This is a genomic window from Massilia agrisoli, assembly GCF_020831365.1.
Classification (GTDB): Bacteria; Pseudomonadota; Gammaproteobacteria; order Burkholderiales; family Burkholderiaceae_D; genus Telluria_A; species Telluria_A agrisoli.
On sequence record NZ_JAJHPV010000014.1, the window covers coordinates 198,092 to 221,655 of the forward strand.

Sequence of the window (23,564 nt, forward strand, 5' to 3'; positions counted from 1 at the left end):
TCTGCCGTGCGCCTCCTAGACTCGGCAATATCCCAAACACAAGGCACCGCCATGGCAACCAGCGATCCGCTCCAGGTGTACAAGGCCAAGCGCAATTTTGCGATCACCTCGGAACCTGCCGAAGGCGGGGCCGCGGGCGTGGGTGAACTGACCTTCGTGATCCAGAAGCACTGGGCCAGCCGGCTGCACTATGATTTCCGACTGGAATTGGACGGCACCATGAAGAGCTGGGCGGTCCCGAAAGGCCCGAGCTACGACACCAGCGACAAGCGGATGGCCGTCCATGTCGAGGACCACCCGATTTCCTACTCCGACTTCGAGGGCACCATCCCCGAGAAGCAATATGGCGCAGGCAAGGTGATCATCTGGGACAAGGGAACCTGGCAGCCGCTGGGCGACCCGCATGAGGGCTACAAGAGCGGCAACCTGAAGTTCGAGATGCACGGCCACAAAATGCACGGCAAATGGGTGCTGGTGCGCATGAAAGGCAAGGGCGAGAAGCAGGAACCCTGGTTGCTGATCAAGGAAAAGGACGACTACGCGCGTCCCGGGACGGAATTCTCGGTGGTCGATGAAATGCCGGACAGCGTGAAAGCGCTGCCGATGCCGGGCGAAGCCAGGGCGAAGGGCAAGGCAAAGGCGAAGGCCGCTGCCGCGCCAGCGAGGGCTGCAAAGGCGGGCAAGCCTGCGGCGCGCGGCAAGGCGCCGCCGGAGGCGGTGAAGGCAGGGCTGCCAGCGACCCTGTCGCCAGAGCTGGCGACACTGGTCGACAATCCGCCATCCACGCCGGAAGACTGGGTATTCGAAATCAAGTTCGACGGATACCGGCTGCTGGCGCGGGTCGAAGGCAAGCAGGTCAAGCTGTTCACGCGCAACGGCAACGACTGGACGCACAAGATGAGGAACCTTGAAAAAGGCATCGCGGCGATGAAGCTGCCGGACGGCTGGTACGACGGCGAGATCGTCGTCCACGACGAACACGGCAAGCCGAATTTCGGCCTGCTCCAGCTGGCATTCGATGGATCGAACACGGCGGAAATCGTTTATTTCGTTTTCGACGCGCCTTACTGCAACGGCTACGACATGCGCGCAGTGCCTTTGGTCTCGCGCCGCGCGGTGCTCAAGTCGGTGCTCGAAAAGTCGCCGTCCGAGATGGTCCGCTTCAGCGAAGAATTCGGCAGCGATCCGCAGGAGCTCGTCATCGCGGCCTGCAAAATGGGGCTCGAAGGCGTTATCGGCAAACGGCGCGATTCGCGCTACGTCGAGCGGCGCTCGCCCGAATGGATCAAGCTCAAATGCGGCCAGCGGCAGGAATTCGTGATCGGCGGATATACCGACCCGCAAGGCTCGCGCACCGGCATCGGCTCGCTGCTGCTGGGCGTGTACGACCAGGACGGCGTGCTGCAGTACGCTGGCAACGTGGGCAGCGGATTCAATGAAGCGACGCTGCGTGAACTGAAAAAGAAGCTCACCGCGCTCGATACGGACCAAAGTCCGTTCCCGCCCAAGGCAGTAGCTGGCCGCAAGCCGCACTGGGTCAAGCCAAGGCTGATCGCTGAAGTCAGCTTCGCCGAATGGACCAAGACCGGGTCGGTAAGGCATGCCGTATTCCAGGGACTGCGCGACGACAAGCCGCCCAAGGGCATCAAACGCGAGACAGCAAAACACATGGAGGACGCCGTGGCGACAACCAGCAAATCAAGCGAACCCGCAGCACCGGCGGGCAAGCTGCCAGCCAGCCTGAAGGTGACCAACCCCGACCGCGTCATCGACCCGCTAAGCGGCACCACCAAGATCGAGCTGGTGCGCTACTACGCGCTGGTCGGTGCGCTGATGATGGAGCATTTGAAAGGCAGGCCGGTATCGCTGGTGCGCGCGCCTGCCGGCGTGGGCGGCGAACTGTTCTTCCAGAAGCACGCCGAGGTTGGCAAGCTGCCGGGCATGAAGCAAATGGACCAGGCGCTCGACCCTGACCACCCGCCGATGCTGGAAGTAGGCAGCGCCCAGGGCATCCTCTCGGCCGCGCAGTGGAACGTGGTTGAATTCCACACCCAGAACGCAACCGGCAAGGCGTACGAAACGCCGAACCGGATGGTGTTCGACCTTGACCCGGGCGAGGGCGTAGCGTGGGAAACGATGCAGGAAGCGGCGACCCTGATGCATGCCTTCCTCGACGAGCTCGGGCTGCCCAACTTTTTGAAGACCAGCGGCGGCAAGGGGCTGCACGTGGTGGTGCCGGTCAAAGGCGGCTATGACTGGGACACGGTGAAGGACTTCTCGCAGGCGATCGTGCAGCACATGGCGATGACGCTGCCGGACCGGTTTGCCTTCAAGAGCGGGCCGCGCAACCGGGTCGGCAAGATCTTTATCGATTACCTGCGCAACGGTCGCGGGGCGACGACGGCGTGCGCATGGTCGGCGCGGGTGCGGCCGGGGCTGGGAATTTCGGTGCCGCTGGCGTGGGACGAACTTGCGGTGATCAAAGCGGGCGACCAGTGGAACGTGCACAACGCGCACACCAGGCTCGATCGCGGCAATGAGCCGTGGGCGGCGTATGCGAAGAGTGCAAAAACGCTGACGGCGGCGATGAAGCAAATGGGCTACAAGCCCGCGTCGTGAATCGCCAGCGCAGGTAGGGCGGATAAGGCCGAAGGCCGCATCCGCCGGCTAGCTGCCTAGCGCGCGGCCGGGCTCTCGGCCCCGTGCTCGTTCTTGAAAATTCCCCGCACATTCAGGGCCATCAGCCCGACATTCAGGGCAATCAGCGCCCACGCATCCTCGCCCCATCCCCATGCAATCCACATGATGTTTCCGACAATGAGCAGCCAGAAAGCGATCACGCGCTTCTCGGGCTTTTGCGATGCAAGCAAATAGGCCGCGGCCAGGCTGATCGCCATGGCTGGCCATTCCAATAGTGCGAAAAATTCTTCCATCCAGTTCCTTATGCTGATTTGCGCCGCGCCGGGGCGGCTGCCTTGGCCGCGGGTGCGGCCTTGGCCTTCGTTTTCGCGGCGGCCGTACGCGGAGCTGTCTTTGCCGCCGTCTTGGAGGCGGCCTTGGCCGGCGCCTTGCGGGATTTCGGCGCTGGTGCTTCTTCTTCCTCCTCTTCCTCGTCCTCGTCGTTCGCCGCAGCGGCCTTGCCCGGCTTCTTGCCGATGCTTTGCTGGAGCAGCGCAACCAGGTCGATCACGTTGCCCGACGATGGCGCCGCCTTCTCCTTGCCCGGCATGGTGATGGTCTTGGTCTCATTCGCGGCAACCTTCTTCTCGACCAGCGCCATCACGTCTTCGCGGTAGGTGTCGTGGTATTCCTCGGGGTGCCAGTCCTCGCTCATGCCCTCGACCAGCGCCATCGCCATTTTCAGCTCCTTGTCCGACAGATGGGCCGATTTGGCGTCTGACGCGGGTACCTTGAGTTCATCCACCGCGCGGATCTCGTCGGCATAGCGCAGCGTGTTGAGCACGATGGCGTCGCCCACGCAGACCAGCGCCGCGAGGTGCTGCTTGACGCGGATGACCACCCGCGCGATGCCGATCTTGCCGGTCTTGCGCAAGGTCTCGCGCAGCAGGGCGTACACCTTGTCGCCGCCTTTGCCCGGCGCCAGGTAGTAGGGCTGCTCGTAGTACAGCAGCGGCACTTCCTCGGCGTCGACGAAGGCCACGATGTCGATGGTGCCGGTCGCTTCGGGATTGGCGCGGCGCAGGTCTTCCTCCGACAGCACCACGTATTCGCCGCTGGCGTACTCGTAGCCCTTGACGATGTCGTCCCAGCTCACTTCCTTCTGGTTGTTCTTGTTGTAGCGCTTGAAGCCGACCGGCGAAAAATCCCGGCGGTCGAGCATCGTCAGGTCGAGCGTGTGGTTCTGCACCGCGGGGTACATCTCGACAGGAATGTGCACCAGCCCGAAGCTGATTGCGCCTTTCCATAAACTGCGTGCCATATCGTCCCCTCAAAGGATAGCCGGTCGGTAAAAGTCAGCCTACGCTGCCGGTAATCGGCAGCACGATGCCGCTGATATAACTGGAGCACACCGGCGAAGCGAGGAACACGAAGGCGGGCGAGATCTCGTCCGGCTGCGCGGGCCGCTTCATGTCGGTGCTCTTGCCAAATTCCTTGATCTTTTCCGGCGACTGGTCGGCCGGGTTCAGCGGCGTCCATACCGGTCCCGGCGCCACCGCGTTGACCCGTATGCCCTGCTCGAGCAGGTTGGCGGCCAGCGACATCGTGAACGCATGGATCGCGCCCTTGGTGGCCGAGTAGTCGAGCAGTTGCCTGGAGCCTTTCAGCCCGGTCACGGAGCCGTTGTTGATGATGGCAGCGCCGCGCTTGAGGTAGGGCAGGGCAGCCTTCACCATGTGGAAGTAGCCGTAGATATTGGTGCGCATGGTTTCGTCGAAGCGCTCTTCGGTCAGGTCCATCAGCGACTGGGCGTGTTCCTGGAAGGCGGCGTTGTTGACGAGGATATCGAGGTGCCCGAAGTGGGCGACCACCTGTTCGACGGCCTGCTTGCAAAATGCCATATCCTTGACGTCGCCCGAGATCGTGACGCAGCGCGTGCCTTCGGCCTCCACGCAGCGTTTGGTTTCTTCGGCGTCTTCGTGTTCGTTCAGGTACATGATCGCCACATCGGCGCCTTCGCGCGCGTACAGCACCGCGATCGCGCGGCCAATGCCGGAGTCGCCGCCGGTGATGATGGCGACCTTGCCGTCGAGCTTGCGGCTGCCGTGGTAGCCCTCGGCCATGAACTGCGGCTTGAGTTCCATTTCTGCTTCAAGCCCCGGCTTGACCAGGTGCTGTTCAGGCATCGGCGGCGCCGGCTTTTCCTGCTTGCCGGCCTGCACCGGTTCCTGGCTTTCCTGCTTCTCGCCGGAAGCGTCCTTCTGGTCCTGCCTGTTCTGGATCGCACGTTGCTTGTCTGCCGTACTTTCGACGGCCGCGTTCAGGCCTGTTTCGTCCGGTTCGGTCATCTGCTCCTCCTTGGCTGTATTGGGAAAGTATTCGCGCAGCGCCGCTGCTTGACGGTGCGCTTACACACATACGGTGTGATTCCTGCTTGCTGCTAATGCTGAAGAGAAACTTTTGAAGCCATCAACACGGGCTGTCGTGATAGGCTTGCGGTTTTGGCAGCAGGACCAATACATGCTTGAGTGGTTGAGGCGCTACCGGCGCGCCATGTTGGCCGGGGATGTCAGCGCCGGCATCGTCGTGGCCATGATGATGATCCCGCAGGGGATGGCCTACGCGCTGGTGGCCGGACTGCCGCCGGTGGTCGGCATTTATGCCAGCATCTTGCCGCCGCTGCTGTACGCGCTGTTCGGGTCGAGCATGACCCAGTCGGTCGGCCCGATGGCCATCATCTCCTTGATGACGGCGACCGCGCTGGCGCCGCTGGCGGCGTCCGGGTCCGGCCTGTACCTGGTGCTGGCGGCGCAGCTGGCGCTGATGTCGGGCGCGGTCCTGCTGGCCTGCGGCCTGCTGCGCATCGGCTTCCTGGCCAACTTCTTCTCGCGTCCCGTGATGAGCGGCTTTACGATCGGCTCGGCGATCCTGATCGCGCTGGCGCAAGTCAAGGTGCTGCTGGGCGGCGAGCTGCCCGACTTCCACGTGCCCAGCGCCGTGATGGGCCTGGTGTGCCTGCTTGCGCTGCTGTTTGCGCGTAACTACCTTGGCGCGCTGCTGCGCAAAGCGGGCCTGCGCGCCACCGCGGCCGATATCGGCGTGCGGCTGGCCCCAATGCTGGTCGTGGTCGCCGCCACGGCGCTGTCGGTGGGCCTGGACCTGCAAGCGGGCGGTGTCGCCACCACCGGCGCGGTTCCCGCCGGCTTGCCGGGACTGAACCTCGCCACCTCAAGCGCCCATTGGCGCGCGCTGGTGCAGCCCGCGCTGCTGATCGGATTCATGACATTCCTGATCAGCATGTCGGCAGCGCAGACGCTGGCCCTGAAGCGCCAGGAAAAACTGAACAGCAACTACGAGCTGATTGGCCTGGGCGCCGCCAACATCGGCAGCGCGCTGACGGGCGGCTTTCCGGTCACCGGCAGCATTTCGCGCTCGGCGGTTAATTTCGCCGCGGGCGCGAACACACCGCTGGCCAGCATCATCACGGCAGCGCTGCTCGCCACCGCGCTGGTGGCGCCGACCGGCTGGCTGGCGCTGCTGCCCTTGCCGGCGCTGGCCGCGACCATCGTGGTCGCGGTGCTCGGCATGCTGGAACTGTCGACGCTGCGCACCGCATGGCGCTACGACCGCGGCGACGCGATGGCGCTGCTGGCCACAGCCGTCGGCGTGCTGGCGATGGGTGTCGAGGCGGGCGTGATCATCGGCGTGGTGCTGTCGATGGGCACCCTGATCTGGCGCGCCAGCCGTCCGCACATCGCGGTCCTTGGGCGCATCGCGGGCACCGAGCATTTCCGCAATATCGAGCGCTATCCGGCCGAGACGCGGGCCGACATGCTAATGCTGCGCATCGACGCCAACCTTTTCTTCGGCAATGTCGAAGCGGTCAACCAGCGCATCGAAGACGAGTTGCGCAACCATCCGGAGACGCGCAACCTGGTGCTGGTGATGACGGCAGTCAGCTCGATTGACACTTCCGCGCTGTTCGCGCTGTCGGAGCTGAACCAGAGCCTGAGGCAGCACGGCATCGGCCTGCACCTGGCCGAGGTCAAGGGGCCGGTGATGGACCGGCTGAAAGACAGCGATTTTCCCGCTGCGCTGAACGGCACGATCTTTTTGAGCGCCGCGATGGCGTGGGAGGGCATATCATCGGCGCTGCCAATCCGGGAGATGCACGATGAGCCTGTCCCATCACCTGCTGACTGAAGCGTATAACAACGGCTGGTCCAACCATCGCCTGCTGAAGGCCTGCATGGGGCTCTCGCCGACAGACTTCGAAGCCACGCGCACCAGCTTCTTTCCGTCGATCAAAGCCACGCTGAACCACATCCTTACCGTGGACTGGTTCTACATCGACGCGCTTGAGCGCGAAGCGCGCGCCGAGGAACCGCACCCCGATTACCTGGCGTTCTTCCAGCCGGAACAGCCGTTCGGCACCTGTGAGGGGCTGAAGGCCGCCCAGCTGCAATCGGACCTGCGGCTGGTCGCGTACTGCCAGCAATTGAAGGACGACTCGCTGGGCCGCATCGTGACGATCCAGCGCGGAGACATGGTGCAGCGCGAAACGCGCGAGCGACTGCTTGCTCATTTGTTTGTCCACCAGCTCCACCATCGCGGGCAGGTGCACGCGATGCTGGCCGGTACGCCGGCAGCGCCGCCGCAGCTGGATGAATTTTTCAGCGAGATGGACCGCGAGGCGCGCGCTGCGGATTTGCGCGAGCTGGGCTGGCGCGAAGAAATGATCTGGGGCTCACGCGCATCGGAACAGGCCGCGGCAGGCAGGCACAGGCCAGCTCAGGCCTGAGTCCGGGCCGGTGAGCGCGGCGGCGCCAGCACGATTGGCGCTTCGTCCTTTGGATTAAGGCCATGGTGTCCCTTGAACACCGCCGCAATGGCGGCCATGTCCCGCTCGACGTCGCCGGTCAGCATCAAGGTGTCGACTACGCCGAGCGTCTTGTTTGGGTAATCCATGTACACCATCAGCAGCGGCACCTTGGCGGCCAGCGCCAGGTGGTAAAAGCCGCTGCGCCAGTGCGGGCTGTAACTGCGCGTGCCTTCCGGCGCCAGTGCGATCCAGCACCAGTCGGACGCCAGCATATTCTGGGCCAGCCGGGCCGTGGCGCCAGTAGCGGTGCGCCGCTCGACCGGGATGCCGTGCCAGCGGCGCAGCAGGACGCCGAGGGTCTTGCCGGTCAGTCCGGTGAACAGCGACTCCTTGCCCAGCCAGCTGAACGGTAGTCCAAGTGACCACTTGCCCAGTAAGCCAATGACAACATCCCAGTTCGACGTGTGTGGGTAAACCACCACAACACCGTGTGGCCCGGGCAAGGGCTTGTACAGCAGGCGCCAGCCGATCAGGCGCAGGATGCGCAGCGACAGGCGCTGGCCCCAGGTGGGCAGGGCTGCTGGCTGAACTTCGTGGTTACTCATCAGTCTCTACTTTCCCCGGTAACCCGGTCTCAAGCGGCCTGCAACGAATCTTGCGCGGCGGAAAAAGCAGCGATTTTAAAGGCACGTCCGCATGCAGACAAGAAAAACCGACTTGTTCAGATTCGATGATTCGAGTAATATCGAATGATGAAGCATGTTCGCTTTGCAAGCCATTCGAAGGAAGTTACATGGACGTCACGATCTATCACAACCCAAAATGCGGAACGTCGCGCAACACGCTCGCGCTGATCCGCAATGCCGGTGTGGAACCGCAAGTTGTCGAATATCTTTCAGCGACGCCGACGCATGACGCGCTCGCCGCAATGATCGCGCAGGCAGGGCTGACGGTGCGTGAAGCGATGCGCAGCAAAGAGAGCGTGTACAGCGAGCTTGCCCTCGACAACCCGGAGCTTGGCGACGACGCGTTGCTGGACGCGATGGTGGCGCATCCGATCCTGATCAACCGGCCGTTCGTCGTTACGCCAGCCGGTACGCGCCTGTGCCGTCCCTCCGAACTCGTGCTCGATATCCTGCCACTGCCACAGAAAGGCGCGTTCGCCAAGGAAGACGGCGAGGCCGTCATTGACGACGATGGCAAGCGGGTGGTCAAGGGCGCCTGAACCGTCGTTCCCGCGCAAGCGGGAACCCATACCAAGTTCGTTTAGCGATGTGATTGCCTCCCTGACTGATTGTCAGGAGTATGGGCTCCCGCATTCGCGGGAACGACGGCCTGCATGTTACAAGGCCGGGTAGTCGGTGTAGCCTTCCGCGGTCGGGTGGTAGAACTTGTCCGCCCGTGCCGGGTTCAGCGGCGCGCCGGTCTTCAGCCGATACGGCAGGTCAGGATTGGCGATGAACCATTTGCCGAAGGCGACTGCGTCAGCTTCGCCCGCTTTCACCAACGCCTCCGCGCTTTCGCGGGTCAGCGCTTCGTTGGCGATGTAGACGCCGCCAAACTCCTGCTTCAGGTAAGGGCCCAGGCGGTCGTCGCCGAGGCCTTCGCGCGCGCAAATGAAGGCAATGCCGCGCTTGCCCAGCTCGCGCGCCACATAGCCGAAGGTGGCTTTCGGGTCGGAGTCGCCCATGTCGTGCGAATCACGGCGCGGCGCCAGGTGCATGCCGACACGGTCCTTGCCCCAGACGTCGATGCAGGCGTCCGTCACTTCCAGCATCAGGCGCGCGCGGTTTTCGATCGAGCCGCCATAGTTGTCGGTGCGGTGGTTGGTGCTGTCCTGCAGGAACTGGTCGAGCAGGTAGCCGTTGGCGCCGTGGACTTCCACGCCGTCAAAGCCCGCCAGCTTGGCGTTCTCGGCGCCCTTGCGGTAGGCCGCGACGATGCCGGGAATCTCGCTGCTGTCGAGCGCGCGCGGGACAGGATAGTCGCGCACCGGGCGCAGCAGGCTGACGTGGCCCTTCGCCGCGATCGCGCTCGGTGCTACCGGCGCTTCACCGTTGAGGAAGGACGGATCGGAGATGCGGCCAACGTGCCACAGCTGCAGGAAGATCAGGCCTCCCGCCTTGTGGACGGCGTCGGTGACGAGCTTCCAGCCTTCGACCTGTTCGTCGGACCAGATGCCCGGCGTGTCGGCATAGCCGACGCCTTGCGGCGTGACGGCCGTGGCCTCGGACAGGATCAGGCCCGCGGTCGCGCGCTGGGTGTAGTAGCTGGCCATCAGTTGATTGGGAACCCGGCCTTCGCCGATCGCGCGTGCGCGGGTCAGCGGGGCCATGATGATGCGGTTGGGAAGTTGCAGGTCGCCGATGGTAATCGGGTCGAATAGGGTGCTCATGAAGTGTTCCTTCGCTTGTATCGTTTGCCTTGTGGGAGGACGATTATGGCGTACGTGGAAAAATCCTGCAGGCAGCGAAATAGTTTTTCCGGTGCTATACTCGCGACACCTTTCGCTCCAGCGGGGACGGCCTCGCGCATCAATGGAGCACGGCAAGGACGGCCTTGCCTTTCAAAACGCGTCATGACCTGGATTATTCTTCTTATCGCCGGCTTGCTCGAAGTCGCATGGGCCGTCGGCCTCAAATACACCCACGGATTCACCCGCCTTGTTCCATCTGCCTTCACCCTGGTGTCGATGGCCGGAAGCGTATTCTTGCTTGGACTGGCGATGCGCCAGCTGCCGCTGGGCACGGCGTATGCGGTGTGGACCGGTATCGGGACCGTGGGTACGGCGATCGCGGGGATGGTCTTGCTGGGTGAACCGGCGGGGGCGCTGCGGCTCGGGTGCATCGCGCTGATTGTCGCGGGGATTCTTGGACTGAAGCTGCTGACACCGTAGGCTGGACGGTGGCGCGTGCATTAACCCGGCGGATGCGCGCAAGCGCTTATCCGCCCTACGATCGACAGTCCTGCGCTTATTCGTAACGCTCGAAGTCGGGATTCCGGCGCGTCATGTAGAACCATTCCTGGTTGGGGCCCGCGTTCACGTCTGGGAACAGGATCTTGCCGTCGAAGTCCGCCGTCACTGGCGTGCCATCGGCGCGTACGCCGATCTGGTCGCCCTCGGCCACGTCATCGAAGCTGCTCCACACGCGGCTGAACGTGTCGCCCGCATCGAGCTTGTCGTGCACGGCCACCATCGACAGCGTCTCCATGTCTTCCAGCGCCACCGGCTGCGGTTCCGGCGCATCGATCAGCTTCAGGAAGGCGAGGGTGTTCATGATGGCGCGGTACGCTACGTCCGGCGCTTGCGGGTCGTTGTGCTGGCCGCATTCGAGCGTCAGCGCGTAGCCGCCGGTCGAGCGCATGTATTCAGTGGTGCCCATGCCATAACGCAGTACGGTTTGCAGCTGCGCCGCATCGCCCTTGCCCATCCGGCGCACCACGCCGTCGCCATACGTGCGCAGCCAGCCGTCGACAAAGCGCTTCACGCCGAGGCGGCGTGCCAGGGCGCGCTCTTTTTCGGCGTGCTTGAACGGCTCCAGCGGGCCGCCGTTGTTGCGCGGTCCCACCATCACAAAAGGCTGGCTTTGCGCGTTAAACGAGTGCAGGTCCAGCAGCACCTCGTGGCGCGCTAGCAGCGGGCAAAGCCAGTTCGCGACCTGGTCTTCGAAGTCCTGCGGGTCGTCGTTGGGGAACAGGTTGCGGTTCAGGTTGCGGTCGCCCGACCGTCGGTTCAGCGCATATGCGAGCGGGTTGACGACCGGGACGAAGGTCACGCTGCCGCCGGTAATTTGCAGCGCGCCGCTGTCGAGTTCTTCCATCACGCGGCCGATCGCCTTGGTGCCGCAGGTCTCGTTGCCGTGCACCGCACCCATGATGATGATGGACGGGCCTTTGGCCAATCCGGTGTAATTGATCGATTTGAACTGCATGTCGCGTGCTGAAGTCATTGCCCGGCTTTCCCTCAATGGTCGTGCGGCGGCGCCCCCGTGGTCCGCTGCATCTGGTATTTTATCGGGAAATGCTGGCCTCCGTAGAATTGGCATGGCATCATCGGCCCTCGTTTTTTATTCCCCCATCATGAGCGCCCATCATCCAACCCGCCGCCTCTTCGGCCTCGACACGCTGCGCGCACTGGCCATCGTGCTCGTCGTGTTCCACCATTACACGCTGTTCGTCAGCCGGTCCGATACGTTTGGGTGGATCGGGGAAATCGGGTGGGTTGGCGTCGACCTGTTCTTCGCCTTGTCCGGCTACCTGATCGGCAACCAGATTTTCGCGGCGATGCGCAGCGAAGCGGGTTTGTCGCTGCCGCGCTTTTATGCGCGCCGCTTCCTGCGCACGCTGCCCAACTTCTATGTGGTGCTGGCGCTGTATGCCTTGTGGCCGTGGTTCCGCGGCGGCCTGGAGATGCCGCCGCTGTGGGAGTTCCTGACCTTCACGCAAAATATCAACCTCACGCCGGGCACCGCGTTTTCGCATGCATGGTCGCTGTGCATCGAGGAGCAGTTCTACGTGCTGCTGCCGGCGCTCGCGCTGCTGGTGGCCTCGCTGCGCGGGTCGCTGCGCTGGGCCTGGTTTGCAGTAGCGCTGGCCTTTGCCGCCGGCATGGTGGTGCGCGCCACGCTGTGGCAGGAGCTGGTTGACGGCAGTGCGCAAGCGCGCCTGAACTACTACAAGTACATTTACTACTCGACGTTCTGCCGCTTCGACGAGCTGGTGGCCGGGGTGGCGCTGGCGCTGCTGAAGAACTACCACCAGGGCGCGTGGCGCCGGATTACCGCGAACGGCAATGTGATGATGGCGGCCGGCGCGTCGGTCTGCGCAGTGGCTTTCTGGCTCTTCCTCGACAACCGCGAGGGCTTTGCCGTCACGGTGGTGGGATTCCCGCTGCTGGCGCTCGGCTTCGCCCTGCTGATCGTGGCGGCGCTGAGCGAGCGCTCGGTGCTGCGCGACACCCGCGTGCCTGGCGCGACGAGCCTCGCCCTGTGGGCATATGCGATCTACCTGACCCACAAGCAGATCGGCATCCTGGCGCGCGAGCCGATGCTCAAGCTCGGCTACCCGCCAGGCTCGCTGGTGGCGATCATGGTGATCATGGCGCTGTCGCTGCTGTCGGGATGGCTGCTGTTCAAGCTGGTCGAGACGCCTTTCATGGCGCTGCGCGACCGCTATGTGCCAACCAATTCGGCCCCTCCGGTACTTACGCCTCAGCCTCAATAACGTCGAATGCGGAGTGCATTGCGCCGAGGAAGGCGAGGATGCCGCGCGAGCGCGCCGCCAGGTCGTCGTGGACGCCCTGTTCGATGACGCCGCGCAGGCCGGGAATCGCCTCTTGCGTGTACGGGCTTTGGTATGCGTTGATCAGCATCGCCACCAGGTCGACCGGATTGCCGCAAGAGCGGCGCATGCGCGTCTCGATGACGGCCAGCAGTGCGCGCTGCATGCCCGGTGTGGGATTGACGATGTAAGCGAACACGCTGGGCGTGTTGGAAATCGACTCGCACATCGAACGCTCGATGGCGTCCGGCTTGAGGTCGGACGCGATATCGAAGTAGGCGGGATTCCAGTGCGTGCGCGCGTACGGATGGCGCGCAGGGAAGGAGCTGACGGTCTCGAACCCGCAGGCGCGGCTGGCCCATGCAAGGGCGTCGAGGATTTTGGGAAGCAGTGGCATGCCGTTAGTTTAGCGCATGCCACTGCTGGTTTGGAATCAGGCCGCGAAACGGCCGGCCCGGTAGTCATCCATCGCCTGGATGATTTCGGCCTGGGTGTTCATCACGAACGGGCCGTACTGGGCAATCGGCTCGTTGAGCGGGCGGCCCGCCACCACGATGAAGCGGCTCTCCTTCGGCGCGACGATGCGCACGCCGTCGGCTTCCGGATCGTTGGCCAGGATCGCCATGCGCGCTTCGGGCACGCAGCCTTCGTCCACCACCAGGTGCCCGCGGTACGGATAGACGAACGCGTTATGCCCAGGGGGCAGCCGCAGGTCGAAGCTGGCGTTGGCCGGCAGCGTGACGTCGAGGTAAAGCGGCTCGGTGCCGTCGCGCTGCACCGCGCCGGCAACGCCGTGCGTCGCTCCGGCAATCACCTGCACCTGCGCGCCCGATTCGGTGGAAAACCGCGGTATCTCACCGGCCGGAATGTCGCGGTACCACGGCTCCATCATCTTGTTGGTCGACGGCAGGTTGAGCCACAGCTGGAAGCCTTCCATCAAACCGTCAGTCTGCTCCGGCATTTCGGAGTGGGCCACGCCGCGGCCCGCCGTCATCCACTGCACGCCGCCGTCGGTGATCAGGCCCTCGTTGCCGGCGCTGTCCTTGTGGCGCATGCTGCCGGTCAGCATATAGGTGATCGTCTCGAAGCCGCGGTGCGGATGCTCCGGGAAACCTGCAATGTAGTCGCCCGGCTTGTCGCTGCCGAAGGCGTCGAGCATCAGGAACGGGTCGAGGCGGCGCTGCAGCGGCTGGGTGAGGACGCGGTTGATCTTCACTCCGGCGCCATCGGTCGTCGGCTGGCCATTGACCAGGCGTTCCACGCCGCGGCCACGGGTCACACGTTCGTTCGTCACTGTCTGTGTCATCAGATTCTCCTTTACAGCGCCGCCTGTGAATCAGGCGACTTCGTTTACCTGCGCGTCAGCTTCCGCTTTTGCCTTTGCCACTGCTTCCGGACCCAGGCCGTGGCCTTCCGAGTACACGAAGGTCACGTCGGTGAGGCCGACGAAGCCGAGAAAGGTCTTCAGGAACGGTACCTGCGAGTCGCTCGCGCCGTTCTTGTGAATGCCGCCACGCGCCAGGGCGACGAATACCTTTTTATTCTTCAGCAGGCCTTCCGGGCCTTCAGCCGTGTAGCGGAAGGTGACGCCGGCACGGGCAATCGCGTCGAACCAGCTTTTCAGTTGCACGGTGATGCCGAAGTTGTACATCGGCGCGCCGATCACGATCGTATCGGCTGCCTGCGCTTCGGCGATCAGCACATCATCCAGGGCGACGCGCGCGGCTTGCTCGGGCGTGCGCTGGTCGGCCGGGGTGAACAGCGCGCCAAGGGTCGCTTCGTCGATCGGCGGATGCGGGTTGGCGGCCAGGTCGCGGCGCACCAGGCTGGCGCCTGGGTTGGCGGCCTGCAGGCGCGCGACGATGGCGTCGGCGATGCGGGTGGACTCGGAACCGGTCGAACGGGCGCTGGAATTGATCTGCAGGATGTTCATCTGTGTGTCCTTTACGGGTTGAAGTGCATGGAGTACACTTTAGTCGTTCCAAAACCAATCCGGAAGCCAGTAAAATGGATAACATTATTCCACCAGTGGCACAATCAAATGGACGTTGAACCGAACGACCTGCTGCTGTTTGCCCGTATCGTGGAGAGCGGCAGTTTCAGCCAGGCCGCCGTTCGGGTGCAGCTTCCCAAGTCGACCGTATCGCGCCGCATCGCGCTGCTGGAAGCCAGACTGGGCGAGCGGCTGTTGCAGCGAACGACCCGCAAGCTGGTGGTCACCGAGTTTGGCGCCAGCCTGCTCGAGCACGCGCAGAAGGTGGTGGAGGAGGTCGAGGCAGCCGGTGCGCTGGCCCAGCACCGCCAGCAGGCGCCGAGCGGGCGCTTGCGCATTTCGGCGCCGGGCGACTTTGCCAATATCGGGCTGACCACGGTGATGACGCAGTTTATGGCGCGCTATCCCGCGGTGACGGTGGAGCTCGACTTGTCGCCGCGCCGGGTGGATCTGGTATCGGAGAACTTCGACATTGCGATCCGCATGGGCGACCTGCCCGAAGATTCGACGCTCAATGCGCGCCGCGTGGTGTTGGAGCGCATGGGCTTGTATGCGGCGCCGTCGTACATTGCCGATCACGGGGTGCCGGCGCACCCGGATGACCTCGATCAGCACGACCTGCTATGCCTGTTAAGCCGCTCTGGGGGAGCCGCGCCCTGGGTGCTCACCAATGGCAAGACGCGCTGGGAGAAGCCGCTGTCGGCGCGGATGACGGCCAATTCACCGGACCTGCTGGCGCGCATGGCGTTTGCGGGCGCCGGCATTGCGGCCAGTTCGGACCTGTTTGCGGGGCAGTACGAGGAAAGGGGAGAACTGGTGCGCGTGCTGCCTGACTGGAGCCTGCCCGTCGCTACCGGCTGGGCGGTGTTCCCGGGGCGGCGGCTGATGCCGGCCAAGACCCGGGCTTTCCTCGACCTGATGGAAGAGACGTGCTGTGAAGAGGCGCAGAAGAGAAGCCGGGCGGGCTAAGCGGCCAGATTCGGCGGATGCGCGCAAGCGCTGATCCGCCCTGCGGATCCGCCGAATCGAACTTATTGGCGTGGGCGATTGCCCATCATCTCGCCCAGGCGAATGCCGCGCTCCGGCGCCCAGTCGGGATTGAACTTGATCGTGCCGGGCTTGAACAGCATCACAATGGTCGACCCGAGCAGGAACCGGCCCATTTCCTCGCCCTTCTTCAATACGATGTTCTCGTCGTCATAGCGCCACTCGCACACCTTGGGCGCGCGCGGCGGGTTGACCACGCCATGCCATACCGTGGCCATGCTGCCGACGATGGTCGCGCCCACCAGCGTCATCACAAACGGCCCATGCTCGGGCGATTCGAAAACGCAGACCACGCGCTCGTTACGCGCGAACAGTCCCGGAATCCCGCGCGCAGTAGTCGGGTTCACCGAGAACAGCGCGCCAGGCACATAGATCATGCGCGTCAGGCGCCCGTCGCACGGCATGTGCAGGCGGTGGTAGTCCTTCGGGCTCAGGTACAGGTTGGCGAAGCTGCCGTGCTGGAAGTGGGCCGCCAGCGACGCATCGCCGCCGACCAGTTGCGTGGTCGTGAACTTGTGGCCCTTGGCCTGGAAGATCTGGTGGTCGTCGACTTCACCGAACTGGCTGATGGCGCCATCGACCGGGCAGATGAAGTCCGCATCGGCCAGCGGTCGCACGCCTTCGCGCAGCGGGCGCGTGAAGAATTCATTGAAGCTGGTGTAGCTCTCGATGTCCGGGTTGACTGCCTCGTCCATGTTGACGCCGTACTTGTCGACAAACCAGCGAATCAGGCCCGTCGTCATCGCGCCGCCCTTGGCGCCGGCGACCCGGCCCGCGAACGTGGTGAGCGCCTGTTTAGGCAGAAGGTACTGCGGCAGGACTTTGATGCGAGACACGATAGCAACCTGTAATCAAGACGATGCCGAATTATGCCTTCAGTCGACCGGAATGGCCAACGTGGATGCTGTTGAACATTAAAAAATATTTCCGTCAACGCAACACATGGAGGTTCATTTAATAGACAATGCTGTCTACATTAACCCGCCTGCCGTAAAAAATGCCCCTCAACCGCTGCCCGTTTCGCATGACCGTCCTCGCCGCCGCCTTTGCCACCATGGCTTGCGCCCAGGCCCAGCAGGCGGCGCCAAAACAGCAAGAGCCGGTCAAGCAGGCCGCCGGGGAGAAGGTGCAGCAGGTCGAGGTGAAGGGCAGTGCCCAAGCATACGATCCGCGCCGCGACGATACCGCCAGCAAAATCGTGGTCAACAATGCCGAGATCGTCAAATACGGCGATACCAATGTGCTCGACGTGCTCAAGCGGCTGCCTGGCGTGACTGTCAGCGGCGGCGCGGTCCGCATGCGCGGCCTGGGCGCGGGTTACACACAGTTCCTGGTCAACGGCGAGCGTCCGCCCTCGGGCTTTTCGCTGGAGTCACTGGCGCCCGATTCCATCGAACGCATCGAAGTGATGCGCGCGGCAAGCGCGGAGTTCTCGACCCAGTCGATTGCGGGAACGGTCAATATCGTGTTGAAGCGCGTGGTGAGCAAGGCGTCGCGCGAGCTGAAGGCCGGCGCCGGTCTCTCGCGTGGCCTGCTTAGCCCATCGGCCAGCCTGCAGCTGTCGGACAAAGCCGGCGCCATGTCGTACACAGTGTCGCTCGCAGCGTCGCGTAACAGGTTCGAGCAGGACGTGCGATCAATAGAAGAGAATTTTGACCTGGCGCGGCGGCGCACGATGCTACGCGAAAGCAGCGCGCACAATGTCGGCGTCAACGAGGGCATCAACATCGGACCGCGGCTGTCGTGGACCTTCGCCAATGGCGACACCTTGTCGTGGAACTCGTTCGCCAACAAGCACCGCTTCGACATGACGTCGGACCGGCGCACCGATACGTCCGAGGGCCAGGGCGTGCCCCTGCCAGACAGTAATTCGCGCACGGCGGGCGACTTCGAGTATGCCCGGACGGACCTGAACTGGGTGAGAAAGCTGGGCGACAGCGCGCGCATCGACATCAAGGGCGCCGCCACGTATTCGCGCAACGGATCCGACATCCGCAGGCTCGCGTTCAACGCGCAAGGCGACACCGCGCTCGACAGCGTTACGCTCACCGGCGCCGATGAAATCGGCTATACCACGACCGGCAAGTACTCGACCCCGATCGGCGACGGCCACGCGTTTGCGATGGGATGGGACGGCGGCTACGCCGACCGCGACGACGGCAAGCAGCGCCGCGAGACCGGCTTGCCGGGCGCCTTTCCGATTAACTCGGATGAAGACTTTGCCGCCGAGGTGACGCGGTTTGCAGTGTACGGCCAGGACGAATGGACCATCACGAAACACCTGTCGGTGTACTTGGGCGCGCGTTGGGAGGGCATCCGCACCACCTCGTCGGGCAATACCTTCGCCACCACGACATCGCGCACCGGCGTCTGGAGCCCATTGTTCCATACCTTGTACAAGCTGCCCGGCATGAAAGGCGACCAGGTCCGTTTTTCGGTCACCCGCACCTACAAGGCGCCGTCGACGTCCGCCCTGGTGCCGCGCCGCTTCACGGCATTGAACAACAGTGTCACCGAGCCTGACTACCAGGGCAACCCCAAGCTGCAGCCCGAACTGGCGCTGGGCATCGACGCGTCGTATGAACATTACTGGGGCGAGGGCGCCTTGCTGTCGGCCAGCGTCTCGATGCGCAAAATCGAGGGCTACACGCGCCGCGGCCTGATCCTCGATACCGATGGCCGCTGGGTTTCGCTGCCGGTCAACGACGGTGACGCGCACACGCGGGGAATTGAACTGGAAGCGAAATTCCCGCTCAAGGCGGTCATGAAGGATGCGCCGAATGTGGACCTGCGTGCCAGCTTGAGCCGCAACTGGTCCACGGTCGATGCGGTGCCTGGCCCGAACAACCGCCTCGATTCGCAGACGCCGTTCTCTGCAACGCTGGGTATCGACTACAAGGCCGGCGCGCTGACGGCGGGCGCCAGCTACGCATTCAAGAATGGCGGGCCGGTGCGCATTTCCGAAAACCTGGGCAGCTACACCAGCGTGCGGCGCGACCTGGAAGTCTATGCGGTCTGGAAGTTCAATCCGGCGTACCAGTTGCGCGTGGCAGTGTCGAACGTGCTTGGACAGGATTACATCAACGACTCGACCTACGCCGACAGCTTTGGGTCATCGCGCTCACGCACGGTTTATCCGGGACCGACGGTGGCGCGCGCGACGCTGGAAGTGAAATTCTGACCGGCGCTAAGCCCTGACCCGGTGCGCCTTAAAGTAGCGCACCGCCAGCATGATCGCGCACGCCTGCAGCAGCGCGCAGGCGAAGAAGGTGCTGCCGACGCGCCAGTCCTGCTGTGGCAGGGTGCTGGTCAGCCCGAGTATCGTAGTGCCCGCCACCGGCATGATGATGATGCCGACACTTGTAATCGACTGCAGTGATCCCATCAGCTCGCCCTGTTCGTTGGCGGGCGATGCCTTCGAAATGATCCCCTGCAGCGCCGGACCGGCGGCAAAGGCCAGCAGGTTACACAAAATGAAGACGTACATCATCCAGCCTTGCGTCGCCAGCCCGTACAGCACATAGGTGATGCAGCCCGATCCCAGTCCAAGCAGCGCAAGGCGCACTTCGCCGAAGCGGCGGATCAGGACGCCAAGCAGTCCTGCCTGCACCACGGCCGCGGCCAGCCCAACGCAGAATAGCGCAATGCCATTTTCGCGCGGCGTCCAGTCGAAGCGGAAGGTCGTATATAGCACCCAGGTCGATTGCAGCGTCATTTGCGCAAACACCATCAGCGTGTACACGTAGACCAGGCCACGGATGTCGGTGCGGCGGAACAGCTTGAGGATCGATGTAAATGGATTCAGGCGCGCCAGCGAAAACGGCGAACGCTGCGAGGCGGGCAGCGATTCGGGCACCGCGATGTAGCCGTACACCAGGTTTGCCGCCGACAGCGCCGCCGCCACATAGAACGGCAGGTGCAGGCTGACGTCGCCCAGCAGGCCGCCCAGCATCGGGCCGCAGATGAATCCGAGGCCGAACGCGGCGCCGATCTTGCCGAAGCTTTTGGCGCGGTTATCATGTGTCGATATGTCGGATGCATAGGCGGAGGCGACTGACATGCTGGCTGATGACATGCCGCCGATGACCCGCGCGATAAACAGCCAGGCCAGGTTGGGCGCCCATGCGGTGACGAGGAAGTTGGCGCACATGCCGGCCATCGAATACATCAGCACCGGACGGCGTCCGACCCGGTCGCTCAGGGCGCCAAGGGCGGGCATGAAGATGAACTGCATCAGCCCGAACACCATCGTCAGCACGCCGAACCACATCGCCTGCTCGTCGCGCGCGGCGACAAATTCGCCGACCAGCAGTGGCATCACCGGCACGATCAGGCCGATGCCGAGCATGTCGATAAAGATGCAGACGAGGACGAAGTTAAGGTTGCCGGGGCGGGGAGGTGGACTTGCTGTGCTGCTGGTCATGGACGGTCAGCCCATGCTGTGGGCGTCAAAAAACGTAGCAGTATAGTAACGCAGGATCAGGCCCTGCGGCGTGCCGCCTGTCGTTATTCCGGTATCGCGGCGCCGCGTTGGGACAGGGCGTCCGCCGCCGCATTCTTGTGGCGCGGTATCCAGCGCACGGTGACGCCGTCCAGTTGCGCCATCAGCGACTGCGCCTCGGCCCGGTAGCCGGCCAGCGACACTGCCGCGTACAGCGCGGGCCCGTTGATATCGTCGATGACAACCCGGCTGTCGCCGTAGATGACAAGGTCGCTGGCGCGGCGTTCGACAGCCGCGTGCAGCACCGCGATCAGCGCGCGGTACTCGGCCTCGCTGCTGTTGCCATAGCCGGCAGCCCGGGACACTTCGACCGTGGCGCCAGCCGGCCCCTGCAGCACGCCCCCGATGCCGCAGCGGCCGGGGTTGGGATGGGCCGAGCCGTCGAACCACGCGCGCCATGCGGCCGGGGGGCCGTCGTGCCTGGCCTTGCGGCGGGCGTCCAGGGCGGCCTTGTGGTGCGCGCGCGCCTCGATGCGGGCGGCGTCTGCATGGCGCTGGGCCAGCCGCGTGGCAAGCAGCGAGGCCAGTCCCGCCAGGCCAGCGGCGGCAGTCAGGGTGCGGTGAAGCGCTTCGTCTTCGGTGATGCCGGTGGCGGCCGCGAGCTTGCGGCTGGCGCTCCGTTCGGCTTTGTAGGCGGCATCGTGCAACTGGGAAAACTCACTCATGCGCGCAGCATAACCGTTTTCCGCACGATTGACATTCGTGGTCTTGTTTGCAACACTGGAATGCCCGGCTTCGCCTGTTCAAATGGGACGAACTTTCCCGGGCCGCCTGCGATCTGATCCATGACACAGGCCGCAGTCGCCCCTCGTGAACATGCCGGAGTGATGAATGGAAACTATCGCTGGTTTCGATGCCCTGCTGCTGTCCAGGATCCAGTTCGGGTTCACCATCGCATTCCATATTATTTTCCCGTCCTTCACCATTGGCCTGTCGGCCTTCATCGCCACGCTTGAACTGTTGTGGATGCGTACCGGCAAGCCGCACTATCACACGCTGGCGCGCTTCTGGACCAAGATCTTCGCCGTATCGTTCGCCATGGGCGTGGTGTCCGGCATTGTGCTGGAGTACCAGCTCGGCACCAACTGGAGCCGCTTCGCCCAGGTGTTCGGCAACACGCTCGGCCCACTGTTCAGCTATGAGGTGCTGACTGCCTTTTTCCTCGAGGCCAGTTTCCTGGGCATCATGCTGTTCGGCTGGAACCGCTTTCCGCCGTGGCTGCACACGCTGGCGTCGATTTTCGTGGCGCTGGGCACGACGCTGTCGGGTTTCTGGATTCTCTCCGCCAATAGCTGGATGCATACGCCGGCCGGGTTTGCGATGGAAAACGGCATCACCATCCCGGTCAGCTGGTTCGAGATTATCTTCAATCCGAGTTTCCCTTACCGCTTCACCCACATGATGATCGCCACCTACCTGACCACCTCGCTGGTGGTAGCGGCAACCGGGGCGCGCTACATGCTCGGCGGACGCTTCCGCACTGAGGCGCGCACGATGCTTCACATGGGGCTGGGCATGCTGGCGGTGCTGGCCCCGTTGCAGGCTTTCGTCGGCGACCTGCATGGCCTGAACACGCTGCAATACCAGCCCGCGAAAATCGCCGCCATCGAGGGGCACTGGGACGGCTCGAAACCCGCGGCGCTGGTGTTGTTCGCCTGGCCGGACGCCGAGGCGGAACGCAACATCGCCGAAGTGTCGATCCCCGGCCTGGCCAGCCTGATCGTCACGCACAGCATGGAAGGGACCTTCAAAGGGCTGAAAGACTTTCCGCGTGAGGACAGGCCGCCAGTCTGGCCCGTGTTCTTCAGTTTCCGCCTCATGGTCGGGCTGGGTGTCCTGATGATCGTGACGGGTTTCGTCGGCGTGTTCTTATGGTGGCGCAAGCGCCTGGACCAGACGACCTGGTTCATGAAACCCCTCGCGCGGGCATGGCCGGTCGGCTTTGTCGCGCTGCTGGCGGGCTGGATGGTGACCGAAATCGGGCGCCAGCCGTGGATTGCCCACGGCGTGCTGCGCACGAAGGATGCCGTGTCGCCCGTCACGGCCGGCGCGGTGATGACCTCGCTGGTGCTGTTCGTGCTCGTCTACGGCGTCGTGTTCTCCATCGGCATCTGGTACATCAACAAGATGATCGAAAAGGGGCCGCAACCGAGCCTTCCGGGACCGGAAACCCTGCCGAACCGGCCGCTGGCCGGCGGGCGGCCGGTCCACACCCCGGAGGAGGCGATATGACAGAACTTTCATATACCTTGCCTGTCATCCTCGCGCTGGTGCTGGGCGTGGGCGTGGCGATGTACATCGTGCTTGACGGCTTCGACCTGGGCATCGGCATCCTGTTTCCGTTCTTTGGCAAGGAGATCGAACGCGACCAGGTGATGAATTCGGTCGCGCCATTTTGGGACGGCAACGAAACATGGCTCGTGCTGGGCGGCGTAACGCTCTGGGCCGGTTTCCCGAAAGCGTTTGCCGTCATCTTGCCGGCCATGTACCTGCCCGTGCTGGTGCTGCTGCTGGCGCTGATCTTCCGCGGCGTGGCGTTCGAATTCCGCTGGGTGGCCAAGCCGCACCACCGCAAATGGGATGCCGCCTTCGCCGGCGGCTCTACCCTGGCGGCATTCGCCCAGGGGCTCATCCTCGGCGGCGTGCTGCAGGAGATTAAGGTTGTCGACGGCCAGTTTGCCGGCGGCACCCTGGACTGGCTGACGCCGTTTTCCATCATGTGCGGGCTCGGGATGGTCGCCGGTTATGCCTTGCTCGGCGCAACGTGGCTGCTGTTCAAGACCGAGGGGGATGTCGAGCGCCATGCACGGCGGATGGCGGCGCCGCTGTTGTTGGGCTTGCTCAGCTTTATCGTGGTGGTCAGCATCTGGACGCCGCTTCAGATCGGCCGTATTGCCGAGCGCTGGTTCAGCCTGCCGAATATTTTCTTCCTTGCCCAGGTACCTGTGGCGACGGTGCTGTTTGGATGGCTGTGCTGGTACGGCATACGCAAAGGGCGCGCGCTGCTGCCGTTTGGCTCGGCAATTGCGATTTTCCTGCTGGCGTTTGGCGGATTGGTGGTGTCCAACGTGCCTTACCTGGTGCCACCAAGCATGACGGTGTGGGACGCGGCGGCGCATCCGTCGTCGCAGATGTTCTACCTGGTCGGGGCGTCGATCCTGCTGCCGGTCATTCTCGCGTATACGGTGCTGGTGTTCTGGCTGTTCCGCGGAGTCGTGAAGGCGGATGAGGGGTATCACTAGTTGCTGGGTATGGATTCCCGCCTGCGCGGGAATGACGGGCCGGTCCACGTCGTTCCCGCG

At 63.9% G+C, this 23,564-nt stretch carries 22 protein-coding genes; 10 read left to right on the forward strand and 12 right to left on the reverse strand.

All coding sequences use genetic code 11. The features are described 5' to 3' along the window. Positions 1 to 51 precede the first annotated feature (51 nt). The gene (ligD, locus tag LMJ30_RS15200; RefSeq protein WP_229433183.1) at positions 52 to 2,619 is read left to right on the forward strand and encodes a DNA ligase D; all 2,568 of its coding nucleotides are present in this window, start codon (positions 52 to 54) and stop codon (positions 2,617 to 2,619) included. Positions 2,620 to 2,675: 56 nt separating this feature from the next. Here ligD and LMJ30_RS15205 read toward each other — a convergent pair whose 3' ends face one another. From LMJ30_RS15205 to LMJ30_RS15215, 3 genes are read right to left on the reverse strand one after another with little or no spacing between them, the layout of a single operon-like run. Continuing rightward, complete coding sequence (locus LMJ30_RS15205; RefSeq protein WP_229433184.1) at positions 2,676 to 2,897, reverse strand: hypothetical protein; 222 nt, start codon at positions 2,895 to 2,897, stop codon at positions 2,676 to 2,678. 44 nt (positions 2,898 to 2,941) lie between these two features. After that, on the reverse strand, positions 2,942 to 3,940 hold the full coding sequence (ku, locus tag LMJ30_RS15210; protein ID WP_229433185.1) for a non-homologous end joining protein Ku: 999 nt from the start codon (positions 3,938 to 3,940) through the stop codon (positions 2,942 to 2,944). Between the two features lie 34 nt (positions 3,941 to 3,974). Beyond that, positions 3,975 to 4,967, reverse strand: coding sequence for an SDR family oxidoreductase (locus LMJ30_RS15215; RefSeq protein WP_229433186.1), 993 nt, complete (start codon positions 4,965 to 4,967; stop codon positions 3,975 to 3,977). A gap of 172 nt (positions 4,968 to 5,139) precedes the next feature. Between LMJ30_RS15215 and LMJ30_RS15220 the strand changes: the two genes are divergently transcribed. Beyond that, positions 5,140 to 6,822 carry a SulP family inorganic anion transporter gene (locus tag LMJ30_RS15220; RefSeq protein WP_229433187.1) on the forward strand — a complete coding sequence of 561 codons (1,683 nt, stop codon included), beginning with the start codon at positions 5,140 to 5,142 and terminating at the stop codon, positions 6,820 to 6,822. Then, a complete protein-coding gene (locus LMJ30_RS15225; RefSeq protein WP_229433188.1) occupies positions 6,794 to 7,420 on the forward strand; it encodes a DinB family protein in 627 nt (208 codons plus the stop codon). Before LMJ30_RS15220 ends, LMJ30_RS15225 begins: the two co-directional genes overlap by 29 nt. On the opposite strand, the gene LMJ30_RS15230 is transcribed toward LMJ30_RS15225, so the two are convergent. Continuing rightward, positions 7,411 to 8,046 (reverse strand): 1-acyl-sn-glycerol-3-phosphate acyltransferase, encoded by a 636-nt coding sequence (locus tag LMJ30_RS15230; protein WP_229433189.1) that lies wholly within the window; start codon positions 8,044 to 8,046, stop codon positions 7,411 to 7,413. The two genes, LMJ30_RS15225 and LMJ30_RS15230, sit on opposite strands and share 10 nt — an antisense overlap. A gap of 188 nt (positions 8,047 to 8,234) precedes the next feature. On the opposite strand from LMJ30_RS15230, the gene arsC reads away from it, so the two are divergent. After that, on the forward strand, positions 8,235 to 8,666 hold the full coding sequence (gene arsC / locus LMJ30_RS15235) for an arsenate reductase (glutaredoxin) (protein WP_229433190.1): 432 nt from the start codon (positions 8,235 to 8,237) through the stop codon (positions 8,664 to 8,666). A gap of 117 nt (positions 8,667 to 8,783) precedes the next feature. On the opposite strand, the gene LMJ30_RS15240 is transcribed toward arsC, so the two are convergent. Then, the gene (locus LMJ30_RS15240) at positions 8,784 to 9,836 is read right to left on the reverse strand and encodes an alkene reductase (protein ID WP_229433191.1); all 1,053 of its coding nucleotides are present in this window, start codon (positions 9,834 to 9,836) and stop codon (positions 8,784 to 8,786) included. A gap of 183 nt (positions 9,837 to 10,019) precedes the next feature. On the opposite strand from LMJ30_RS15240, the gene sugE reads away from it, so the two are divergent. Next, positions 10,020 to 10,337, forward strand: coding sequence for a quaternary ammonium compound efflux SMR transporter SugE (gene sugE / locus LMJ30_RS15245; protein WP_229433192.1), 318 nt, complete (start codon positions 10,020 to 10,022; stop codon positions 10,335 to 10,337). A 76-nt stretch (positions 10,338 to 10,413) separates the two neighbouring features. Here sugE and LMJ30_RS15250 read toward each other — a convergent pair whose 3' ends face one another. Further along, positions 10,414 to 11,391, reverse strand: coding sequence for a M14 family metallopeptidase (locus LMJ30_RS15250; RefSeq protein WP_229433193.1), 978 nt, complete (start codon positions 11,389 to 11,391; stop codon positions 10,414 to 10,416). Positions 11,392 to 11,485: 94 nt separating this feature from the next. Between LMJ30_RS15250 and LMJ30_RS15255 the strand changes: the two genes are divergently transcribed. Continuing rightward, a complete protein-coding gene (locus LMJ30_RS15255) occupies positions 11,486 to 12,664 on the forward strand; it encodes an acyltransferase family protein (protein ID WP_229433194.1) in 1,179 nt (392 codons plus the stop codon). On the opposite strand, the gene LMJ30_RS15260 is transcribed toward LMJ30_RS15255, so the two are convergent. From LMJ30_RS15260 to LMJ30_RS15270, 3 genes are read right to left on the reverse strand one after another with little or no spacing between them, the layout of a single operon-like run. After that, the gene (locus LMJ30_RS15260) at positions 12,645 to 13,118 is read right to left on the reverse strand and encodes a hypothetical protein (protein ID WP_229433195.1); all 474 of its coding nucleotides are present in this window, start codon (positions 13,116 to 13,118) and stop codon (positions 12,645 to 12,647) included. The genes LMJ30_RS15255 and LMJ30_RS15260 overlap by 20 nt on opposite strands. Before the next feature lie 36 nt (positions 13,119 to 13,154). Next, positions 13,155 to 14,027, reverse strand: coding sequence for a pirin family protein (locus LMJ30_RS15265; protein ID WP_229433196.1), 873 nt, complete (start codon positions 14,025 to 14,027; stop codon positions 13,155 to 13,157). Positions 14,028 to 14,057: 30 nt separating this feature from the next. After that, entirely contained in the window at positions 14,058 to 14,654 is a 597-nt protein-coding gene (locus LMJ30_RS15270) for an FMN-dependent NADH-azoreductase (RefSeq protein WP_229433197.1), read from the reverse strand. A gap of 108 nt (positions 14,655 to 14,762) precedes the next feature. Between LMJ30_RS15270 and LMJ30_RS15275 the strand changes: the two genes are divergently transcribed. Continuing rightward, positions 14,763 to 15,683: a LysR family transcriptional regulator gene (locus LMJ30_RS15275; RefSeq protein ID WP_229433198.1), complete on the forward strand. Its 921-nt coding sequence runs from the start codon at positions 14,763 to 14,765 to the stop codon at positions 15,681 to 15,683. A gap of 62 nt (positions 15,684 to 15,745) precedes the next feature. On the opposite strand, the gene asd is transcribed toward LMJ30_RS15275, so the two are convergent. Beyond that, positions 15,746 to 16,600, reverse strand: a complete 855-nt coding sequence (gene asd / locus LMJ30_RS15280; RefSeq protein WP_229433434.1) for an archaetidylserine decarboxylase — start codon at positions 16,598 to 16,600, stop codon at positions 15,746 to 15,748. Positions 16,601 to 16,785: 185 nt separating this feature from the next. Between asd and LMJ30_RS15285 the strand changes: the two genes are divergently transcribed. After that, positions 16,786 to 18,942 (forward strand): TonB-dependent receptor plug domain-containing protein, encoded by a 2,157-nt coding sequence (locus LMJ30_RS15285; protein WP_229433199.1) that lies wholly within the window; start codon positions 16,786 to 16,788, stop codon positions 18,940 to 18,942. 6 nt (positions 18,943 to 18,948) lie between these two features. Here the strand turns inward: LMJ30_RS15285 and LMJ30_RS15290 are convergent, their stop codons facing one another. After that, the gene (locus LMJ30_RS15290; RefSeq protein WP_229433200.1) at positions 18,949 to 20,184 is read right to left on the reverse strand and encodes a TCR/Tet family MFS transporter; all 1,236 of its coding nucleotides are present in this window, start codon (positions 20,182 to 20,184) and stop codon (positions 18,949 to 18,951) included. An 83-nt stretch (positions 20,185 to 20,267) separates the two neighbouring features. After that, positions 20,268 to 20,927, reverse strand: coding sequence for a ribonuclease HI family protein (locus tag LMJ30_RS15295; protein ID WP_229433201.1), 660 nt, complete (start codon positions 20,925 to 20,927; stop codon positions 20,268 to 20,270). A gap of 166 nt (positions 20,928 to 21,093) precedes the next feature. Here LMJ30_RS15295 and LMJ30_RS15300 point away from each other — a divergent pair, with 166 nt between their 5' ends. Together LMJ30_RS15300 and cydB are read left to right on the forward strand one after the other, a co-directional pair. Then, positions 21,094 to 22,494, forward strand: a complete 1,401-nt coding sequence (locus LMJ30_RS15300) for a cytochrome ubiquinol oxidase subunit I (RefSeq protein WP_229433202.1) — start codon at positions 21,094 to 21,096, stop codon at positions 22,492 to 22,494. After that, positions 22,491 to 23,504: a cytochrome d ubiquinol oxidase subunit II gene (gene cydB / locus LMJ30_RS15305; RefSeq protein ID WP_229433203.1), complete on the forward strand. Its 1,014-nt coding sequence runs from the start codon at positions 22,491 to 22,493 to the stop codon at positions 23,502 to 23,504. The genes LMJ30_RS15300 and cydB overlap by 4 nt, the downstream gene beginning before the upstream one ends. The last annotated feature ends 60 nt before the right edge of the window (positions 23,505 to 23,564 follow it).